The sequence below is a fragment of the Bartonella sp. B23 genome (assembly GCF_053793815.1).
Genome location: NZ_CP200033.1, coordinates 1668071 through 1686782 on the forward strand (window position 1 = coordinate 1668071; position 18712 = coordinate 1686782).

19 protein-coding genes are annotated in these 18712 nt (G+C 39.2%); 13 read left to right on the top strand and 6 right to left on the bottom strand.

The genetic code is table 11. From position 1 onward, the window contains the following. Positions 1-415: 415 nt before the first annotated feature. Entirely contained in the window at positions 416-2221 is a 1806-nt protein-coding gene (lepA, locus tag V4B17_RS07245; protein WP_455480215.1) for a translation elongation factor 4, read from the top strand. 79 nt (positions 2222-2300) lie between these two features. On the opposite strand, the gene dapD is transcribed toward lepA, so the two are convergent. Beyond that, entirely contained in the window at positions 2301-3149 is an 849-nt protein-coding gene (dapD, locus tag V4B17_RS07250; protein ID WP_455479461.1) for a 2,3,4,5-tetrahydropyridine-2,6-dicarboxylate N-succinyltransferase, read from the bottom strand. 128 nt (positions 3150-3277) lie between these two features. Here dapD and V4B17_RS07255 point away from each other — a divergent pair, with 128 nt between their 5' ends. Next, on the top strand, positions 3278-4120 hold the full coding sequence (locus V4B17_RS07255; RefSeq protein ID WP_455479462.1) for an LOG family protein: 843 nt from the start codon (positions 3278-3280) through the stop codon (positions 4118-4120). Between the two features lie 38 nt (positions 4121-4158). Here V4B17_RS07255 and truA read toward each other — a convergent pair whose 3' ends face one another. The 3 genes from truA to def are packed head-to-tail and all read right to left on the bottom strand — an operon-like array spanning position 4159 to position 6363. Then, the gene (truA, locus tag V4B17_RS07260) at positions 4159-4902 is read right to left on the bottom strand and encodes a tRNA pseudouridine(38-40) synthase TruA (protein ID WP_455479463.1); all 744 of its coding nucleotides are present in this window, start codon (positions 4900-4902) and stop codon (positions 4159-4161) included. Between the two features lies 1 nt (position 4903). After that, positions 4904-5833, bottom strand: a complete 930-nt coding sequence (gene fmt / locus V4B17_RS07265; protein WP_455479464.1) for a methionyl-tRNA formyltransferase — start codon at positions 5831-5833, stop codon at positions 4904-4906. Next, positions 5833-6363 (bottom strand): peptide deformylase, encoded by a 531-nt coding sequence (gene def / locus V4B17_RS07270; protein ID WP_455479465.1) that lies wholly within the window; start codon positions 6361-6363, stop codon positions 5833-5835. The genes fmt and def overlap by 1 nt, the downstream gene beginning before the upstream one ends. 90 nt (positions 6364-6453) lie before the next feature. On the opposite strand from def, the gene V4B17_RS07275 reads away from it, so the two are divergent. Then, positions 6454-7641, top strand: coding sequence for a DNA recombination protein RmuC (locus V4B17_RS07275; RefSeq protein ID WP_455479466.1), 1188 nt, complete (start codon positions 6454-6456; stop codon positions 7639-7641). Between the two features lie 97 nt (positions 7642-7738). Continuing rightward, positions 7739-8326 carry a transglycosylase SLT domain-containing protein gene (locus V4B17_RS07280; RefSeq protein WP_455479467.1) on the top strand — a complete coding sequence of 196 codons (588 nt, stop codon included), beginning with the start codon at positions 7739-7741 and terminating at the stop codon, positions 8324-8326. A gap of 487 nt (positions 8327-8813) precedes the next feature. Here the strand turns inward: V4B17_RS07280 and V4B17_RS07285 are convergent, their stop codons facing one another. Further along, positions 8814-9065, bottom strand: coding sequence for a BQ00720 family protein (locus tag V4B17_RS07285; RefSeq protein ID WP_455479468.1), 252 nt, complete (start codon positions 9063-9065; stop codon positions 8814-8816). A gap of 28 nt (positions 9066-9093) precedes the next feature. After that, entirely contained in the window at positions 9094-9522 is a 429-nt protein-coding gene (locus tag V4B17_RS07290; protein ID WP_455479469.1) for an Hsp20 family protein, read from the bottom strand. Between the two features lie 115 nt (positions 9523-9637). Between V4B17_RS07290 and nth the strand changes: the two genes are divergently transcribed. The 9 genes from nth (at position 9638) to V4B17_RS07335 (ending at position 18572) form a co-directional block, all read left to right on the top strand. After that, on the top strand, positions 9638-10378 hold the full coding sequence (gene nth, locus V4B17_RS07295; RefSeq protein WP_455479470.1) for an endonuclease III: 741 nt from the start codon (positions 9638-9640) through the stop codon (positions 10376-10378). Positions 10379-10531: 153 nt separating this feature from the next. Beyond that, on the top strand, positions 10532-10735 hold the full coding sequence (gene rpmI / locus V4B17_RS07300) for a 50S ribosomal protein L35 (RefSeq protein WP_004856146.1): 204 nt from the start codon (positions 10532-10534) through the stop codon (positions 10733-10735). 33 nt (positions 10736-10768) lie between these two features. Beyond that, complete coding sequence (gene rplT / locus V4B17_RS07305; protein WP_455479471.1) at positions 10769-11170, top strand: 50S ribosomal protein L20; 402 nt, start codon at positions 10769-10771, stop codon at positions 11168-11170. A gap of 94 nt (positions 11171-11264) precedes the next feature. Beyond that, positions 11265-12350 carry a phenylalanine--tRNA ligase subunit alpha gene (gene pheS, locus V4B17_RS07310; RefSeq protein WP_455479472.1) on the top strand — a complete coding sequence of 362 codons (1086 nt, stop codon included), beginning with the start codon at positions 11265-11267 and terminating at the stop codon, positions 12348-12350. A gap of 31 nt (positions 12351-12381) precedes the next feature. Continuing rightward, positions 12382-14796: a phenylalanine--tRNA ligase subunit beta gene (pheT, locus tag V4B17_RS07315; protein ID WP_455479473.1), complete on the top strand. Its 2415-nt coding sequence runs from the start codon at positions 12382-12384 to the stop codon at positions 14794-14796. A gap of 275 nt (positions 14797-15071) precedes the next feature. After that, complete coding sequence (locus tag V4B17_RS07320; protein ID WP_455479474.1) at positions 15072-15980, top strand: metal ABC transporter substrate-binding protein; 909 nt, start codon at positions 15072-15074, stop codon at positions 15978-15980. Then, positions 15977-16807, top strand: a complete 831-nt coding sequence (locus tag V4B17_RS07325; RefSeq protein WP_455479475.1) for a manganese/iron ABC transporter ATP-binding protein — start codon at positions 15977-15979, stop codon at positions 16805-16807. The genes V4B17_RS07320 and V4B17_RS07325 overlap by 4 nt, the downstream gene beginning before the upstream one ends. Further along, positions 16804-17670 carry a metal ABC transporter permease gene (locus V4B17_RS07330; protein WP_455479476.1) on the top strand — a complete coding sequence of 289 codons (867 nt, stop codon included), beginning with the start codon at positions 16804-16806 and terminating at the stop codon, positions 17668-17670. The genes V4B17_RS07325 and V4B17_RS07330 overlap by 4 nt, the downstream gene beginning before the upstream one ends. Next, positions 17667-18572 carry a metal ABC transporter permease gene (locus tag V4B17_RS07335; RefSeq protein ID WP_455479477.1) on the top strand — a complete coding sequence of 302 codons (906 nt, stop codon included), beginning with the start codon at positions 17667-17669 and terminating at the stop codon, positions 18570-18572. Before V4B17_RS07330 ends, V4B17_RS07335 begins: the two co-directional genes overlap by 4 nt. Positions 18573-18712 lie beyond the last annotated feature (140 nt).

The following is an 18712-nucleotide window of genomic DNA, read 5'->3' on the forward strand; positions in this document are numbered from 1 at the left end:
AAAAGAAACCTTTTAAAATAATCGCTTTCAAAAGATATTGCACCAGGACGAGTATATTTCTAAAGTTTTGATGGTTGTGAGCAGATTAATTTACTCTCATACTTTTTTTATAAAAATGATAAAGAATTTGGTGATTGTGTGCAAATTGAAACAGAATTTTACCACAAGTCTGAGCTATATATGCATTCTTCATATTATACGGGCATATGAGTGATGAAGATAAACAGATATGAAAAAGTTAAGAACCTTTGGATAGTTTTAATCATTGGTATTGCGTTTAATGCACAAAATTCTCATTTTTAGACCATAAAGAATTGTGTTTTGAAAAGCTTTTTTCGTTTGTATTTTTGAAAGGTTCCCAAAGAAACACAATTGGTCTTTGCGTTTTGTGCTGTTCTTTGCTAAATCGCCTCGTATGGTAAGAGATCGTAATCATATCCGTAATTTTTCCATCGTGGCGCACATTGATCACGGAAAGTCTACTTTGGCTGATCGTTTGATTCAAATGACAGGAGGGCTTGAGACACGAGAGATGAAAGAGCAAGTTCTCGATTCCATGGATATTGAGCGCGAACGTGGAATTACTATAAAGGCACAAACGGTCCGTTTGCATTACAAAGCAAAGGATGGTGAGAGTTATATTTTAAATCTTATTGATACACCTGGCCATGTAGATTTCGCTTATGAAGTTTCTCGGTCATTAGCAGCTTGTGAAGGTTCGCTGTTGGTGGTGGATGCGAGCCAAGGCGTAGAAGCGCAAACATTGGCGAATGTTTACCAAGCTATTGATAATTCTCATGAATTGGTTGTTGTCCTCAATAAAGTGGATCTTCCAGCAGCAGAACCTGAGCGTGTTAAAGAACAAATTGAAGATGTGATTGGCATTGATACCTCTGAAGCCGTAGAAATATCAGCAAAAACAGGTTTAGGCATTTCTGATGTTTTAGAAGCAATCGTTACACAGTTACCCCCTCCACACACTGGTGAAGTGAACAAGCCTTTAAAAGCAATGTTGGTTGATAGCTGGTATGATGCATATCTTGGCGTTATCGTTTTGGTGCGAGTAATTGATGGTGTGTTGAAAAAAGGCCAGACCATTCGCATGATGGAGCCTGGGGCAAAATATCCAGTTGAACGGGTTGGAGTCTTTACACCAAAAATGGTTCAAGTGGATGAGTTAGGACCTGGAGAGATTGGCTTTATAACCGCTTCTATCAAAGAAGTTGCTGATACACGGGTTGGCGATACCATTACTGAAGAACGTCGTCCTTGTGAAGATGCGCTTCCCGGTTTTAAACCTGCTCAACCGGTTGTTTTTTGTGGACTTTTTCCAGTTGATGCTGCTGATTTTGAGAATTTACGGGCAGCCATGGGAAAATTGCGCTTGAATGATGCAAGTTTTTCCTTTGAAATGGAAACATCAGCGGCTTTGGGTTTCGGCTTTCGGTGTGGTTTTTTAGGGCTTCTTCATCTTGAAATTATTCAAGAGCGATTAGAACGCGAGTTCAATTTAGATTTAATCGCGACAGCACCTTCGGTTGTTTATCGCATGAATATGAATGATGGTACTATGAAAGAACTCCATAATCCGGCGGATATGCCTGATATTGTTAAGATTTCTTCTATTGAAGAGCCGTGGATTCGGGCTACAATAATGACTCCTGACAACTATCTTGGATCAGTTTTAGAACTTTGCCAAGAACGGCGAGGAATACAGGTTAGTTTATCCTATGTCGGGATGCGTGCCATGGTGACGTATGATTTGCCTTTAAATGAGGTGGTTTTTGATTTTTATGACCGTTTAAAATCAATTTCCAAGGGATATGCCTCTTTTGATTATCAGATGACCGACTATTCTGAGGGCGACTTGGTTAAAATGTCTATTTTGGTTAATGGAGAATCTATTGATGCATTGTCGATGCTTGTGCATCGCAGCATAGCGGAAAAGCGCGGGCGTTCTATGTGCGAAAAACTGAAAGATCTTATTCCTCAACATATGTTTCAGATTCCAGTGCAGGCAGCGATCGGTGGCAAAATCATTGCGCGCGAAACGATTCGTGCTTTACGCAAAGATGTAACGGCTAAATGTTACGGAGGTGATGTAACACGCAAGCGTAAACTTTTGGAAAAGCAAAAAGAAGGTAAAAAACGTATGCGCCAATTCGGAAAAGTAGAAATTCCACAGTCGGCGTTTATTCAAGCGCTCAAAATGAATAAATAACGAAAAAAGAGAGAATCCTCCCTTAGTTGATTATGCTTTTGTATTTTGTCGATAATTTAAGATTATTAAAGAGTGTTTTTTAATCGCGCAAAAGATCATTAATAGATGTTTTCTCCCGTGTTTTTTGATCAACACGTTTCACTATTACAGCGCAGTAAAGGTTTGGACCTTGTTCACCGTTTGGTAGTGATTTTCCAGGGAGAGAGCCTGAAATAACGACGGAGTAGGCTGGTACTTCACCTATAAAAATTTCGCCTGTTCTACGGTCAATAATCTTTGTGGATTTTCCAATAAATACTCCCATTCCTAAAACAGCGCCTTCACGAATAATGCAGCCTTCTACGACTTCAGAGCGTGCACCGATAAAACAGTGATCTTCAATAATCGTCGGGTTTGCCTGTAGTGGTTCTAAAACACCTCCGATACCAACACCGCCAGAAAGATGGACATGTTTACCAATCTGTGCACAAGAACCCACAGTGGTCCACGTGTCAACCATTGTTCCCTTATCGATAAAGGCACCGAGATTTACAAAGGATGGCATTAATATAACGTTGGGAGCAATGTAGGCAGAATGGCGTACAATCGCTCCGGGAACAGAACGAAAATCAGCTTTTTTAAAGTCATCTTCTTGCCAACCAGAAAACTTTGAAGGAACTTTATCCCACCAATATGTTCCATTTATTCCGCCAGAAATAATCTGCATAGGATTGATTCGAAAAGAGAGAAGAACGGCTTTTTTTAACCATTGATGAACATGCCATTGGCCATTTTCTTGACGCTCTGCAACGCGGATTTCACCTTTATCGAGAAGGTTTAATATGTGTTCAACACTTTCGCGGATTTCACCTTTTGTTGTAGTGTTGATAGAGTCGCGGTTATCAAACGCTTTTTCAATAATCATTTCAAGTTGTGTAAGATTGCTCATGGTTGGGATTCCGTTAAACAAGTTGAAAGTTTCAAGATTTATTTCTTATGACCTACGCGAAGAAATGTGTTCAGTCAATGAAACGGTTAGGGAGCAGGATAAGCACATGAGAAAGGTTATAGAAAAAAATGAAAGAAAAAAAAAAGAGTTGGTGTTCATTTCTCCATGCAAAGGAGGCAATACAACAAGAATATGAATCCCCTGATACACCACAAGTACTTTCACCTACCTACCGTTTAGCTTATATAGATCAAGATTTTATGATGCGTCCTGAATTACGTTCACAGCGTATTAGTCTTGAGTTTCTAAAGCCGGAAATAGCTCTTCAGGAGTGTGATATTCAATCAACTGTTGTTTTATTTGGTGGTGCACGTATTCCTGAATCTAAGCAAGCCGCCGTATGGGCAGCAAAAAATGAAACACAAAAGAAAAATTTGCATGCTATGTCCCATTATTACGATAAGGCAAGAGAATTTGCGCGTTTGTGTTCAAATTATTCTGCTACGACCGAATATCGTGAATTTGTAGTTATCACAGGGGGAGGGCCAGGGGTGATGGAAGCAGGAAATCGTGGTGCTGCTGATGTTGGAGCACCAACGGTTGGTTTGAATGTTGTTTTACCGCATGAGCAAGAGCCCAATCCTTATGTGACTCCGCATTTATGTTTTAATTTTCATTATTTTGGGATGCGTAAAATGCATTTTTTAATGCGAGCGAAGGCGTTGGCAATTTTCCCTGGAGGATTTGGTACTCTGGATGAGTTATTTGAGACGTTAACTTTAATACAAACAGGGCGTATGAAACGGATACCGATTTTCTTATTTGGCAAAGAGTTTTGGAACAATGTTATAAATTTTGATTATTTATCTGCGCAAGGTACGATTTCTCCTTCGGATGTGGATCTTGTTACATTCGTCGATACAGCAGCGGAAGCTTTTGAACAAATTCGTTCCTTTTATAAGCTTCGTTAATTGCTTTTTGTTTTGAAAAAATGACTTTTAAAGGGTCGTTAATAGTCGACTTGTATTAAATAAAGTCCTGAAGGAGGTGCGACCATACCACAATGCGTACGATCTTTAGCTTGGAGAGCTGCTTCAAGATCTTGTACCGTCCAACGTCCAATGCCAACTTCCATAAGGCTTCCTGCAAATGAACGAATTTGATGATGAAGAAAAGAGCGAGCCTGTGCATAAAGGAAAATTTCTTCTCCTTGTCTTTGAACGTCTAAACAGTCAAGGGTGCGAATAGGGTTTTTGGCTTGGCAATTGGCTGAGCGGAAAGTGGTAAAATCATGTTGTCCTACAAGTTTTTGCGCAGCTTCATGCATGGCTTCAGCATTGAGGGTTTTTGGTATCCACCATACCCGTTTAGCGTTTAGAGCTGGTGGTGAGCGGCGATTGAGAATTTTAAAAAGATAATGGCGTTTAATTGCGGAAAACCGTGCATCAAAGCTATCTGGGACATTTTCTACATTCAAAATCGAAATATCTTCATCCTGTTTTTTCAAATGCGCATTGAGTGCATCGCGTACAGTATGCGTGCGCCAATCTTTTATGAAATCAACATGCGCAACCTGTCCTGTAGCGTGGACACCTGCATCAGTTCTACCTGCTGTCGTTATGGTTAATTTTTGTCCACTAAAATGAAAAATAGCCTGTTCAAGTGCACCTTGTATGGTGCGAAGTCCTACTTGACGCTGCCAGCCAGCATAATTTGAGCCGTCATATTCAAGGGTGAGTTTAAAACGTGGCATATCAAAAAACGGCAGAAATGCGGGCTCCTCGCAAAAATGTTACACCATCAAGAATTTTACCACCCGATCTTTGGAGGGAGGTTATTTCGAGGCGTCCTTGCCCACAATGGATAATCAAAGAATCTGATTCTATACGACCAATTTCAAGAGAAGGTCCTGTTGTTAAATGACTTGCAAGAATTTTTACACGTTCTTCTCGACCGCTGATATTCATGTTACACCAGCAACCAGGAGAGGGAGAGAGCGCGCGAATATGCCTATGAATAAATTCTGCAGGTTTTGTCCAATCAATGCGTGTTTCTTCTTTTTTGATTTTGGAGGCATAGGTTACGTTTTTCTCTGATTGTGGGGTAAGTTTAAGTTGGCCTTTTTCAAGAGCTGATAGGGTTTCTATCATAAGTTCTGCGCCTATATATGAAAGCCTATTTGAAAGTTCATTAGCGGTGGTATTATCCGTGATGGGGACAGAACGGGATAAAGCAATAGGCCCCGTATCAAGTCCTTCATCCATTTTCATAATCATGATTCCCGTTTCCTTATCACCAGCCATAATTGCACGCTGGATAGGTGCAGCACCACGCCAGCGTGGTAAGAGTGAAGCGTGGACATTGAAACAACCAAAACGGGGTATTTCAAGAATAGTTTTTGGTAAGAGTAGTCCATAGGCAACAACAATAGCAGCATCAACACAAAGTGCTGCAAATTGAGCTTGTTGTTCAGCCATTTTAAGTGTTTTAGGTGTGAATACAGGAATAGATTTTTCTTCTGCTGCATTTTGAACAGGTGAGGGGATCAGTTTAAGACCACGACGTCCTGCCGGGCGGGGGGGTTGGCTGTAAACAGCTACAATATCATGGCCAGCACTTAACAAAGCATGTAAAATAGGGACAGAAAAATTAGGTGTCCCCATAAAACTTAACCGTAATGCCATTATAAAATTGCTTCCTGTGCGTTTTTCTTTTTTGCGCGTTTTTTAAATTTTCGTATTACCATATCACGTTTAGTTTTCGAAATGTGATCAATAAAAAGACAGCCATTTAAATGGTCGATTTCGTGTTGTAAGCAAGTTGCCAGTAGGTGATCTGCCTCAATTTCTATTTGTTTTCCTTCGCGATTTTGATAGCGAACACAGAGGCGTTTGGGACGTTCGACTTCTGCGTAATACTCAGGAATAGACAGGCAACCCTCTTTATGAATATTGCGCTCATTTGAAAGCCATAAGATTTCTGGGTTGATAATAACAAGCGGATTTTTCAGGGTATCTTTTTCAGAGATATCTATGACTAACATACGCAGCGGTATTCCAATTTGAACAGCTGCAAGGCCGATTCCTTTAGCATAATACATCGTGTTCAACATATCATCAGCCAGTTTCTGGATAGCTGAATCTATATTCTCAACTGGTTGAGACATTTTCCGTAAAATCGGATCTGGTAAAGTAACTAAAGGTTTAATTAACATCGTCACAGATTAACCAATGGTTTATTATGGGTCAACATTGAATAACGGATTCTTGCGCTTTTTTACAATAAGAGCGTTATATTACTTCTCATGTTTGATTCGTTTTTTTCTTTCATGCTCATTGATGAGTCTTTTGCTAGACTGATGATTGTGCTTTTGCTTACATTTATCTGCTTGGCATTTTTTATGTTGATACGATTTCATAAAAAAAAGACATTTTTGGAAAGTGAAATTGCCGAACGCGCCCGTGAGGCACAAATGCAAATGGCAACACTGCTAAAAACGCAAGCTGAAATGCAAGGTCGAATGCAGACTATGGCAGAAATTTTTGGTCAAAGACAAGCTGAATTAAATAAATCTATAAGTGAGAAACTCAATGGGATGACAACCAATTTGGGTCAAACGCTTCATGTGCAGACCAAGTCTACTTATGAAAATTTGAATCGTTTACAAGAGCGTTTAGCGGTAATTGACGCGGCACAAAATAATATTCAGTCGCTTACGGGACAGGTTGTTCAGTTGCAGGCTATTTTAAATAATAAGCAAACGCGCGGTACTTTTGGTCAGGGACGGATGGAAGCAATTATTGCAGATGCTTTGCCACCTAATGCCTATGCTTTCCAATCGACTCTTTCAAATGGAAAGCGACCAGATTGTCTCATTCATATGCCAAATAAAGCTCCTTCTCTTGTTATTGATGCTAAATTTCCTTTAGAAGCTTGGAATGCGATGCATAAGGCAGCATCACCTCAAGAACGTCAAGAGGCAGAACGTCAGTTTCGTACGGATATGGATGTTCATATTCGCGATGTCGCACAAAAATATTTAATTCCTGGAGAAACACACGATACCGCTTTTCTTTTTGTGCCATCGGAATCGATTTTTGCAACAATCTATGAAGATTTTGAATCGTTGGTACAAAAAGCCAATCGGGCGCATGTGATTATTGTATCGCCGTCTTTGTTGATGTTATCTATTCAGGTTGTACAAACTATTATGAAAGATGCGCGGATGCGTGAACAAGCACATTTGATCCAGTCAGAAGTAGCAAAATTAATGGAAGATTTTGAACGAATGGATATACGTGTTCGCGCTCTACAGAAGCATTTTTATAAAGTGGGTGAAGATATTGAAGGGATTTTAACATCATCTTCTAAAATTATGAAAAGAGCTAATCGTATTGAATCTTTTGAATTAAAAGAAAAAGACTCTGTGCCAACACAAATGACAGCTTCTTCTGTTCAGTCTCAAACACTGCGCTTGGTTGATGAGGAGTGAAATAAGGTACTTAACACAACAAGTGTTCTTTATTGATTAGCGATAATTTTTTTAGTATCCATATCTCATTGCTTTCTTAATGAGAGGAATAGAGAATATGCGACACCTTTTGTTTTTTTTGGCATTGGTGTTTCTGCTAGAGGGATGCGCAACAAGTCACCCCCTGTATACAAACGATGCTTGCGCCATTTTAGCTCAAAAAGATAGGTTTTGTAATAATTGGAAAAAAGCTTCTGAGAATGCAGAAATGCGTTATGGAATTCCTATGCCTATTATTCTTGCAACCATTAAGATGGAGTCAAATTTTCGTCATAATGCACGTCCTTTGCGTACAAAACTGCTTGGTGTTATTCCGTGGAAGCGTCGGTCAACAGCGTATGGTTATTCTCAAGCGCTTGACAGCACATGGGCAATGTATTTGCGCTCCACAGGAAGGTCTTTTGCGCGGCGTACTAATTTTGCAGATGCCGTTGATTTCATTGGCTGGTACCATCGCCAAAGTGTTCGACGCAATGGTGTTAGGTTTGACGATGCATACAGCCTTTATTTAAATTATCATATGGGTCATGGTGCTTATGCGCGCAGTAGAGGGCATGTAACTGCTGCGCTTGCACAAGCAGCACAACGTATGGCGAGAATATCTAGGCAATATGAACAGCAGTTAAGGACATGCAGGTGGCGTTAGAAAGAGGTATTCTATTCTAAATCAAAGATTAGATTGGTTTTAAAATTAATACGAATGCACGATTGCGATGACTCGAATGGGCATATATGATTTTTCTGGTGATAATATTTAAGACATCGAGGCAACAAGAGCCTTTGTAATGCGTTCGAGAACATCAATATAGGATTTCATAAAGATCTTTGTTGCAAGAAACAAGAAATAAGCAATATCAAGAAGTAAAAAGTTCAATACAAAATATTTCAAATAGCACCGCTCAGTAAAGATTTTTTTCTAGCAAAATCATATTTTATATGAAGAAAAAACAGATAGTGTTTCCTTAAAGAATTGATAGTATGTAAGTAGGAATAGCGTGAAGTTGGGTACGATGGTATTTTTTTGAAAAAACTGATATTCTTATAACGTTTTCATAAAAAACCTATCTTCACACCTCATCAGGTAGGACTGATAGGGTCTATAAGGATGCTTTAGCTGTTTTCTGTAAAACAGGTTAGTGTAGAGTTACAATTTGTAGTTCATGTTCGTTAGCACCTGCAAGAGCGATAGAGCGCTCGTCGGATAAAATGATCGGATAGCCTGTTTCACCAAAGAGCGCCCATATTATAATGCCTGGGGTCATTGGTGGAAGATCTGGAAAATTTTTAGCCAGATCATCTGTACAAACCTTTTTTAAGTAAGCAATTCCCCCCGCATCAAAAGAGGCGGTATCTTGCAACGACCAGTTTTGTTTGTGTTCTCCCATTCTATTACTCCTTTACACCTTATTTTTACTATTCACTGCCAATAACTTTGATTGGAATCTGCTTTATTTGTTTTTTTAATTTTGGTTGGTGTAGGTTAATTGATAAGAGACCATTTTTCAACTCAGCATTTGTTACTTGCATTCCATCCGCGAGAAGAAAGGTACGCTGGAATTGGCGCGCCGCTATACCACAATATAAATATTGGTGATTTTGATTGATTGATTGTTTACCATGGATTATCAGTTGATTATCATCTAATAAGATACTGAGATTATTGACTTTAAATCCAGCAACAGCCAAAGTGATGCGTATATGGCTTGCGTTATCGTTTTTGTGTAAACGTTCAATATTATAGGCTGGATAGCTTTCATCAGTCTTACTAATACGTTGCAATATTTTCTCCATTGCTTCAAATCCTAGGAGAAGGGGATTGGAGAAAGATGTCACGTGTGTCATTGTATGTCCTCTTCAAAGCGGCTAATTGACCAAACTCTAAAAAAAGCGCTTATTGTATTCCTCTCATATGGCAAGCGTAAGAGGTAACTTCAAGAGAGAAGATTAAGAGAGTTCAATGAGTCAAAGAACAACTAAACTGTCAAAGACGCAAAAATCTTTTGAAATATTGTATAGTGAAGACGAAGTTGAAGAAATTTTTCGCCGTTTTTCTGTTCAACGTCCTATCCCTAGGAGTGACCTTATCTACACCAATGCTTTTACTCTTTTGGTTGCAGTTGTTCTTTCGGCTCAAGCGACAGATGCGAGTGTTAATAAAGCGACAAAAGAATTATTTCGTCTTGCTGATAAACCGGAAAAAATGATTGTATTGGGAGAAGAAGAAATTGCACGTCACATCCGTGCAATTGGTCTTTGGCGTGCAAAAGCGCGCAATGTTTATGCACTTTGCAATTTTTTAATTAATCAATATGGCGGTCAAGTACCTGATAATCGCGAAGCCCTCATGGCACTTCCTGGTGTGGGGCGTAAAACGGCGAATGTTGTTTTAAATATTGCTTTTGGTCAGCCTACGATGGCGGTGGACACACATATTTTTCGTCTTGGAAATCGTCTTAGTTTGGCACCCGGCAAAACACCAGAGGTTGTTGAAGAGAAGTTGCTAAATATTATACCAGTTGGTTATCTTCGTCATGCGCATCATTGGCTCATTTTACATGGGCGTTATATTTGCCAAGCACGTAAAGTACAATGTAAGCAATGTATTATTGCTGATCTGTGTAAAGCAGCCATCAAAACAAATTCAATTCCAGCACCTTTGATTGAAATTCAAGGCAACGGAGCTCCAATTTTTTTTTGATACGGACTTGCTATTTTGTGTATAGTGGCTTATGGAAACACTATATGGAACCGCCCGGCAGGGCATGCCGTGGCTGTTTGGGTGCTTTTTCGAGCGTTGGTCCGCTTGAGTGAATAGATCCACTTTAATGAATAAAATGTATGGAGTAGCAAAATGCCCAAGATGAAGACCAAATCATCCGCTAAGAAGCGGTTTAAAATCACTGCGTCAGGCAAAGTAAAAGTAGCAGCTGCAGGTAAACGCCACGGCATGATTAAACGTTCTAATAAATTTATTCGTGACGCGCGTGGGACGATGGTTTTGTGTGAGCAAGATGCTCAAAAAGTTGTTCAGTATTATTTGCCAAATGGTTTATAAGCCTTATGCTTTTGATTTTTAGGAGAATATTATATGGCACGCGTAAAGAGAGGTGTGGCGGCACACGCTAAACACAAGAAGATTCTTAAACAGGCTGAAGGTTTTTACGGTCGTCGTAAAAGTACCATTCGTACGGCTAAAGCAGCCGTTGATCGTTCAAAACAGTACGCGTATCGTGATCGCAAAAATAGAAAGCGCACATTTCGTGCTTTGTGGATTCAAAGAATTAATGCGGCTGTCCGTGCAGAAGGTTTAACTTATGGGCGCTTTATTGATGGTTTATCAAAAGCTGGTATTGAGATTGATCGTAAAGTTCTTTCAGATATAGCAGTTCATGAGTCTGCGGCATTTTCTGCTTTAGTGGTTTCTGCAAAAAAGGCTTTGGAATACTTGAAAGACACAACGCCTAATGCTTTTGAAGGCGCTGTCAAGTAAGCCAGTCAAGTCCTCTTAAAGCATTTATTTATTCAGGATCCCGTACTGGTCTCTAGCTAGTGCGGGCTTTTTTATTAAAAAAATGGGCAAAAATATGAGCGATATTGAGCGTCTGGAACAAGAAATTTGTTTAGCTTTGGAAGCAGCGAGTGATGAACAGGCACTTGAAACAGTGCGTGTTGCGGCATTGGGAAAAAAAGGCAGCGTCTCTGAAAAATTAAAAGAATTAGGAAAGATGAATGCTGAAGAACGCCAAAAAATTGGACCAGCTCTCAATGGATTAAAAAATCGCATCTTGGAGTTATGGACGAAAAGGCGTGATTTTCTTAAGCGTCAAGCAATGGATGTACGCCTCTCTCACGAAACGGTTGATGTAACTTTACCTGTTCGTTCTTCCCCCATTGAGAGAGGGCGTATTCATCCTATTTCACAGGTGATTGAGGAAATTATAGCCATTTATAAGAATATGGGTTTTTCTATTGCAGAGGGTCCAGATATTGAAACAGATTATTACAATTTTACTGCATTGAATTTCCCTGAGGGACATCCAGCTCGCGAAATGCATGATACTTTCTTTTTTAATGCTGATAAAATGCAAGAGCGGAAGCTGTTGCGCACCCACACATCACCTGTACAAATTCGTACAATGGAAAAACAGAAACCACCGATACGTATCATTACTCCTGGAAAAACTTATCGTATGGATTCAGATGCGACTCATTCGCCAATGTTTCATCAGGTAGAAGGTCTTGTGATTGATAAAACCTCTACTATTGCGCATATGATGTGGCTTCATGAGACTTTTTGTAAAGATTTTTTTGAAGTTCCTTCTGTGAAGATGCGTTTTCGTCCTTCTTTTTTTCCTTTTACTGAGCCATCTATGGAAGTGGATATTCAATGTGATCGTTCTGGTTCAGAAATAAAGTTTGGAGAAGGGCAGGATTGGCTAGAAATCTTGGGGTGCGGAATGGTACATCCTCATGTGTTAAAGAATGTTGGTTTAGATCCTGATGAATACCAAGGTTTTGCGTGGGGAATGGGTATTGATCGTGTTGCTATGTTGAAATACGGTATGCCTGATTTGCGGGCGTTTTTTGATGCTGACTTACGTTGGTTAGACCATTATGGCTTTCATTGTTTTGACATGTCTGCCTTTTTTTCTGATTTAAGAAATGTGTGATCTTTTCATAGCTTTCACGTGAGGTTTTAAAATGAAATTTACATTGTCTTGGTTGAAAGATCACTTAGAGACAGATGCGTCTTTGGATGAAATTTGCGATAAACTAATGGCTATAGGTCTTGAGGTTGATCACGTTGATGATCGTTCTTCTTTAAAAGGTTTTGTGATTGCAAAAGTTTTAACAGTAGTTAAGCATCCAAACGCAGATAAATTACAGATTTTGTCGGTAGATATGGGGTCTGGTACGCCTATACAAGTTGTCTGCGGGGCACCAAATGTACGCGTTGGGCTTATTGGTGTTCTTGCATTGCCTGGCACTTATGTGCCTGGACTTGATGTGACATTATCTGTAGGCAAAATTCGTGGTGTTGAAAGTTTTGGGATGATGTGTTCACGAGCGGAGCTTGAACTATCGAATGAACATGATGGGATTATTGAACTTTCAGAGAATGTCCCTATTGGAGGTTCGTTTTTAGCTTATGCAGGTTTAGATGATCCAGTAATTGATATTGGTTTGACACCCAATCGTTCTGATTGCACAGGCATTCATGGTATTGCGCGTGATCTTGCAGCCACTGGGATTGGACGATTAAAAGAATTATCAGCGCCAAAATTTAAAGCTTCCTTTGAAACGTCGATAAATGTTTCTTTAGATATTTCACAAGATCCATCATTGTGTTTAGGTTTTGCTTGGCGTGAAATTTGCAATGTTCGAAATGATGTGTCGCCACAATGGATACAGCAGCGTTTGAATGCTATTGGTTTAAGACCAATTAATGCGCTGGTTGATATGACGAATTATATAAGTTTTGATCTTGGCCGTCCCCTTAATGTTTTTGATGTGGATAAGATAAAAGGGAATTTGATTGTGCGTCGTGCTTATGCAGATGAACAATTTCAGGCACTTAACGGAAAAACCTATAATTTGAGCGTTAAAGATTGTGTCATTGCAGATGATGAGGGGATTGTGTCTATTGCTGGCATTATGGGCGGTGAAAGAACAGGCTGTGATGAAGCAACACGTCGTGTTATCATTGAGTCAGCACTTTGGAATGCACACAGCATTGCACAGACAGGACGTACATTAGGGCTTATAAGTGATGCACGTTATCGGTTTGAACGGGGTGTTGATCCAGCTTTTATGGAAACAGGGCTTGATATTGCAACAGAATTAGCCTTACATCTTTGTGGTGGTGAAATATCAAAGACGAAGATCGTTGGTTATCAGCAACCAGAAATTAAACATATCATCTTTCCGTTTTCTGAAGTTAAACGTTTGACACATCTGGAAATAGAGCGTGAACAAGCCATTGCTATTTTAACACAGCTTGGATTTCATATTGAAGGGGAAGGAGATGTGGTTACAGTCAAAGTTCCAACATGGCGCCCTGATATTGTTGGTAAAGCTGATTTAGTAGAAGAGATAATGAGGATTTATGGGCTGGATAAAATTAAGCCCATTCCATTGGAAGATTTTGCAGAAGGCAAAGATCAAGCTTTAACATGTTCGCAGATGCGTTCACGTATTGCACGTTTGGCTTTGGCGCATCGCGGTATGAAGGAAGCTGTGACATGGTCTTTTATTTCTGAAAGTCAGGCACTTGCCTTTGGAGGTGGTCAAGCACAGCTTAAATTAGTAAATCCTATTGCTGTTGATATGTCGGTAATGCGCCCTTCTCTTTTACCTGGTTTGCTTGTAGCGGCACAGCGAAATGCTGATCGTGGTTTTCCAGATCTTGCTTTGTTTGAGGTGTCCAGCATTTATGAAGATGATACACCTGATAAACAGCAACATGTTGCCAGTGGTATCCGCCGTGGAACAGAACGATTTGGAGGGGCAGGAAGATTTTGGAATGGTAATGCGGCAGCAGTTGATGTTTTTGATGCTAAAGCAGATGCATTGGCTGTTTTAGAAGCATGCGGTATAGATATCAGTAAGGTTCAAACTGAGATTGGAGCACCAGATTGGTATCATCCTGGTCGTTCAGGAGTTATAAAACTTGGCCCGAAGGTGATCCTTGGTTTTTTTGGTGTTTTTCATCCTGCTACATTAGAAAAATTAGATGTCAGTGGCTCTTTATGTGGTTTTGAGATTTTTCTTGATCAGATTCCAGTGCCTAAAAAAAAGGCAGTGAAAAGCCGCTCTCCTTTGAAGTTGTCGCCTTTTCAAATGGTGCATCGTGATTTTGCATTTGTGGTTGATAAAACAGTTGCTTCTTCCCTTATTGTTCGTGCTGCAAGTGGAGCTGATAAGAAACTTATTCACTCAGTGCAGGTTTTTGATCTTTTTGAAGATTCAATATTTGGTGAAGATAAAAAATCTGTTGCAATTGAAGTTTCTATTCAACCTATTGAACGAACTTTGACTGATAAGGATCTAGAAGAACTTGCTTTGAAAGTGGTAGAAAATGTCACTAAAGCTACGGGTGCATGTTTACGCTGTTGATGGGCATTACTCTCTCATATCGGATTATTGCATGCAGTGGGAGAACCAAAAAGTGCTCCTTTATTTTTTATGTATTCAAGATTTATAAAGTTGTACGAAATGGTTTTCGTATCAAGCATATTATCCCTAAATATCAAGCCTTTTAAGGGTGAGAAAGAGTATTTTTAGATAACTCAAAAAGTAATTCTTTTGTCAAAATCTTGCATTGCAAAGACGAAGGATAGCTGTTATTGCTAAATAGTAATGCAAATCATTGGCAATAAAGAGAAGAATCCATGAATGTTAAAACGTTTTTTTTCATAATTTTTGGGAGTGTTATTTTGTTTGCACCCAATTTTGCTTTGGGTGCGGGTAAGTTTAAAGCTGTTACAACTTTCACTGTCATTGCTGATATGGCGCGGAATGTAGCAGGTGATGCAGCTGATGTTGAATCAATCACTAAACCAGGTGCTGAAATTCATGAATATCAACCAACACCTCGAGATCTTATGCGTGCACAAGGAGCAAACCTTATATTATGGAATGGGTTAGAGTTGGAGCTTTGGTTTGAAAAATTTTTTCAAAATATCAAAGATGTCCCAAGTGTCGTTGTTTCAGAAGGCATTGTGCCAATTAAAATTGGTGAGGGGCCTTTCAGTGGAAAACCAAATCCTCATGCATGGATGTCACCAACTTCTGCTTTAATTTATGTTGATAATATTCGTGATGCTTTTGTAAAATATGATCCTGAGAACGCTGTTACCTATAAAGAAAATGCTGAAATTTATAAGCAGAAGATTCGTGCAATGATTGATCCAATTAAAGTTGAATTAGAAGCATTGCCAAAAGATAAACGATGGCTTGTGACGAGTGAAGGTGCGTTCAGTTATCTGGCTCGTGATTTTGATTTGAAAGAACTTTATCTGTGGCCAATTAATGCTGATCAGCAGGGAACACCACAGCAAGTGAAGTATGTTATTGATATGGTTCGCAAATACAATATCCATACTATTTTTTCTGAGAGTACTATTTCTCCAGCACCTGCTAAGCAGGTCGCAAAAGAAACAGGAGCTAAATATGGCGGTGTTCTTTATGTTGATTCATTAAGTGAGAAAAATGGTGAGGTACCAACTTATATTGATTTGTTACGTGTAACAAGCACACGGATTACCGATGCTTTATTAGATGGAGTGAAGGGGCAATGACTGAAACTGGAATATTTGCTCAAGGGGTAACGGTAACTTATCGTAATGGACATACGGCTTTGCGCGAAGTGAATTTTAAAAGCCCAACAGGTTCCATTACGGCTTTGGTTGGCGTTAATGGTTCAGGAAAGTCAACGTTATTCAAAGCTATTATGGGATTTGTGCAACCTTCAAAAGGAAAAATTCGCATTTTTGATTTGTCAGTTAATGTGGCTTTGAAGAAAAACCTTATTGCTTATGTTCCTCAGAGTGAGGATGTTGATTGGAACTTTCCTGTTCTTGTTGAAGATGTTGTTTTAATGGGGCGATATGGTCACATGAATTTTTTTCGCTATGCACGAGCATGCGATTATGAAGCTGTCCGAGTTGCATTAGAACGCGTTGATATGTTGGCATTTGCCAAACGTCAAATCGGTGAACTTTCTGGTGGGCAAAAAAAGCGTGTTTTTCTAGCACGTGCTCTTGCACAGCAAGCAAAAGCTATTTTGTTAGATGAGCCATTCACAGGAGTTGATGTTACAACAGAAGATAAAATTATTTCTTTATTACAAGATTTGCGTGAAGAGGGTGCTATAATATTAGTTTCTACCCATAATTTAGGCTCTGTTCGTGAATTTTGTGATCACACGGTTTTAATAAAGGGAACTGTTTTAGCTTCTGGCTTAACAGAGGTGGTCTTTACGCAACAAAATCTTGAAAAAACTTTTGGTGGTGCTTTGCATCATCATATTTTTGATCTTCAAGACGCAAAAAAAAATGATGTTTTCATAAATGGAGAACAGCCTCTCGTTTCTGAGAGTATTCAAAGAATGGAGCATGTTGCATGATTTCTTGGTTGCTTGAACCGCTGAGCTACCAATATATGGTTAATGCGATGTGGGTTTCGGGATTAGTAGGGTGTGTTTGTGCCTTTCTTTCTGCTTTTTTGATGTTGAAGGGTTGGTCGTTGATTGGTGATGCCCTTTCTCATTCAATTGTGCCGGGGGTAGCAGGGGCTTACCTTTTAGGGTTACCTTTTTCACTTGGAGCTTTTTTTTCTGGTGGGCTTGCTGCGGCGACAATGCTTTTTTTTAACAACAGAACAAAACTTAAAGAAGATACCATTATTGGTTTGATTTTTTCTTCTTTTTTTGCTTTTGGCTTGTTTCTTAAATCTTTAAAACCGATGGCTGTTAATATCGATACGATTGTTTTGGGAAATATTTTGGCAGTCAGTTCATCAGATATTTTACAATTAGCTTTTATTAGCTTTTTTTCTCTGCTTATATTGCTTTTGAAATGGAAAGATTTACTCGTTTCTTTATTTGATGAGACACACGCGCGTGCTATTGGATTAAACGTAAAGTTCTTAAAAATTCTTTTCTTTACACTGCTGGCTGCTTGTACTGTTGCTGCTATGCAAACAGTTGGGGCTTTTTTGGTTATTTGTCTTGTCGTAACACCAGGAGCAACAGCTTATCTTTTAAGTGACCGTTTTGTGAATATTTTGGTTATTGCAGTTATAATCGGGACAGTCACAAGTATATTTGGTGTTTATGCGAGTTATTTTTTGAATGCACAAACTGGTGGTGTTGTTGTACTTCTTCAAGCATTTTTGTTCATGATAGCTTTTATTTTTGCTCCTAAACACGGGTTTATCGCTGTGCGCTTACGTATAAAAGCGGCAAAAAAAGGCGCGGTGATATCATGATCGACCATCTACTGCTTCCTTTTCAGTTTTCCTTTATGCTTAAGGGTATGATTATTGTCACGGTCCTTTCTGTTCCAATGGCAATGCTTTCTTGTTATCTTATTTTGAAAGGATGGGCGCTTTTAGGCGATGCAATTTCCCATGCAGTTTTTCCTGGAGTGGTTGTTGGTTATATGGCAACGCCATGGATGATGGCATTTTTGACTTCTTTACCATTTGCTTGGTTTCAGCATGTTCGCCTGGCTAATGTTACGATGGCTTTGATTGCTTGTGGCGCTTTTGTTGCAGGTATGATTTGTGCTATCGCAACAGGTTTTTTAGGAAGCAATAGCCGCATTAAACAAGATACAGTAATGGGTGTTGTTTTTTCTTCTATGTTTGGTTTGGGGCTTGTTTTGGCAACGGCTATTTATAGCAGCTTAGATTTGAATCATATTTTATTTGGTAATCTCTTGGGTGTTAACTGGCTTGATATTACACAGACAGCGATAATTTCTGTTATCGTCACCTTTATTTTAGGAGTAAAATGGCGAGATTTTATGCTGTATATTTTTGATTCAGTTCAAGGTCGTGCGGTAGGATTACGAATACCAGTGCTCCATTATACACTTTTAACGATGATTTCTCTCACCATTGTCGCGGCTTTAAAAGCTGTTGGTATTGTTTTAGTTATTTCTTTACTGATAGCACCAGGAGCGATTGCTTACCTTGTTACTAAGCGGTTTTCTTTGATGTTAGTGATTGCGGTGTTTGTTGCAGCTTTTTCTGGTTTTTTAGGAATTTATTTAAGTTTATTTATTGGTTCTGATTCCGCTTCCACGATTGTGCTGATTTTAACATTGATTTTTATCACCATTTTTATATCAATTTTTTTCCGTCGAAACACAATCCAAGAGATTTAGATATGAAAAGTTGATACATATTAGAGATGTATTTTTATGTATTGTTTTTCATGCTTAATTTAACTAAGAGAGGAAAATGCTAGGTTATTTCCTCTTAACGTCTATCAGATGAGTGTAGTATCTTCTTTCCCTGAAGAGTG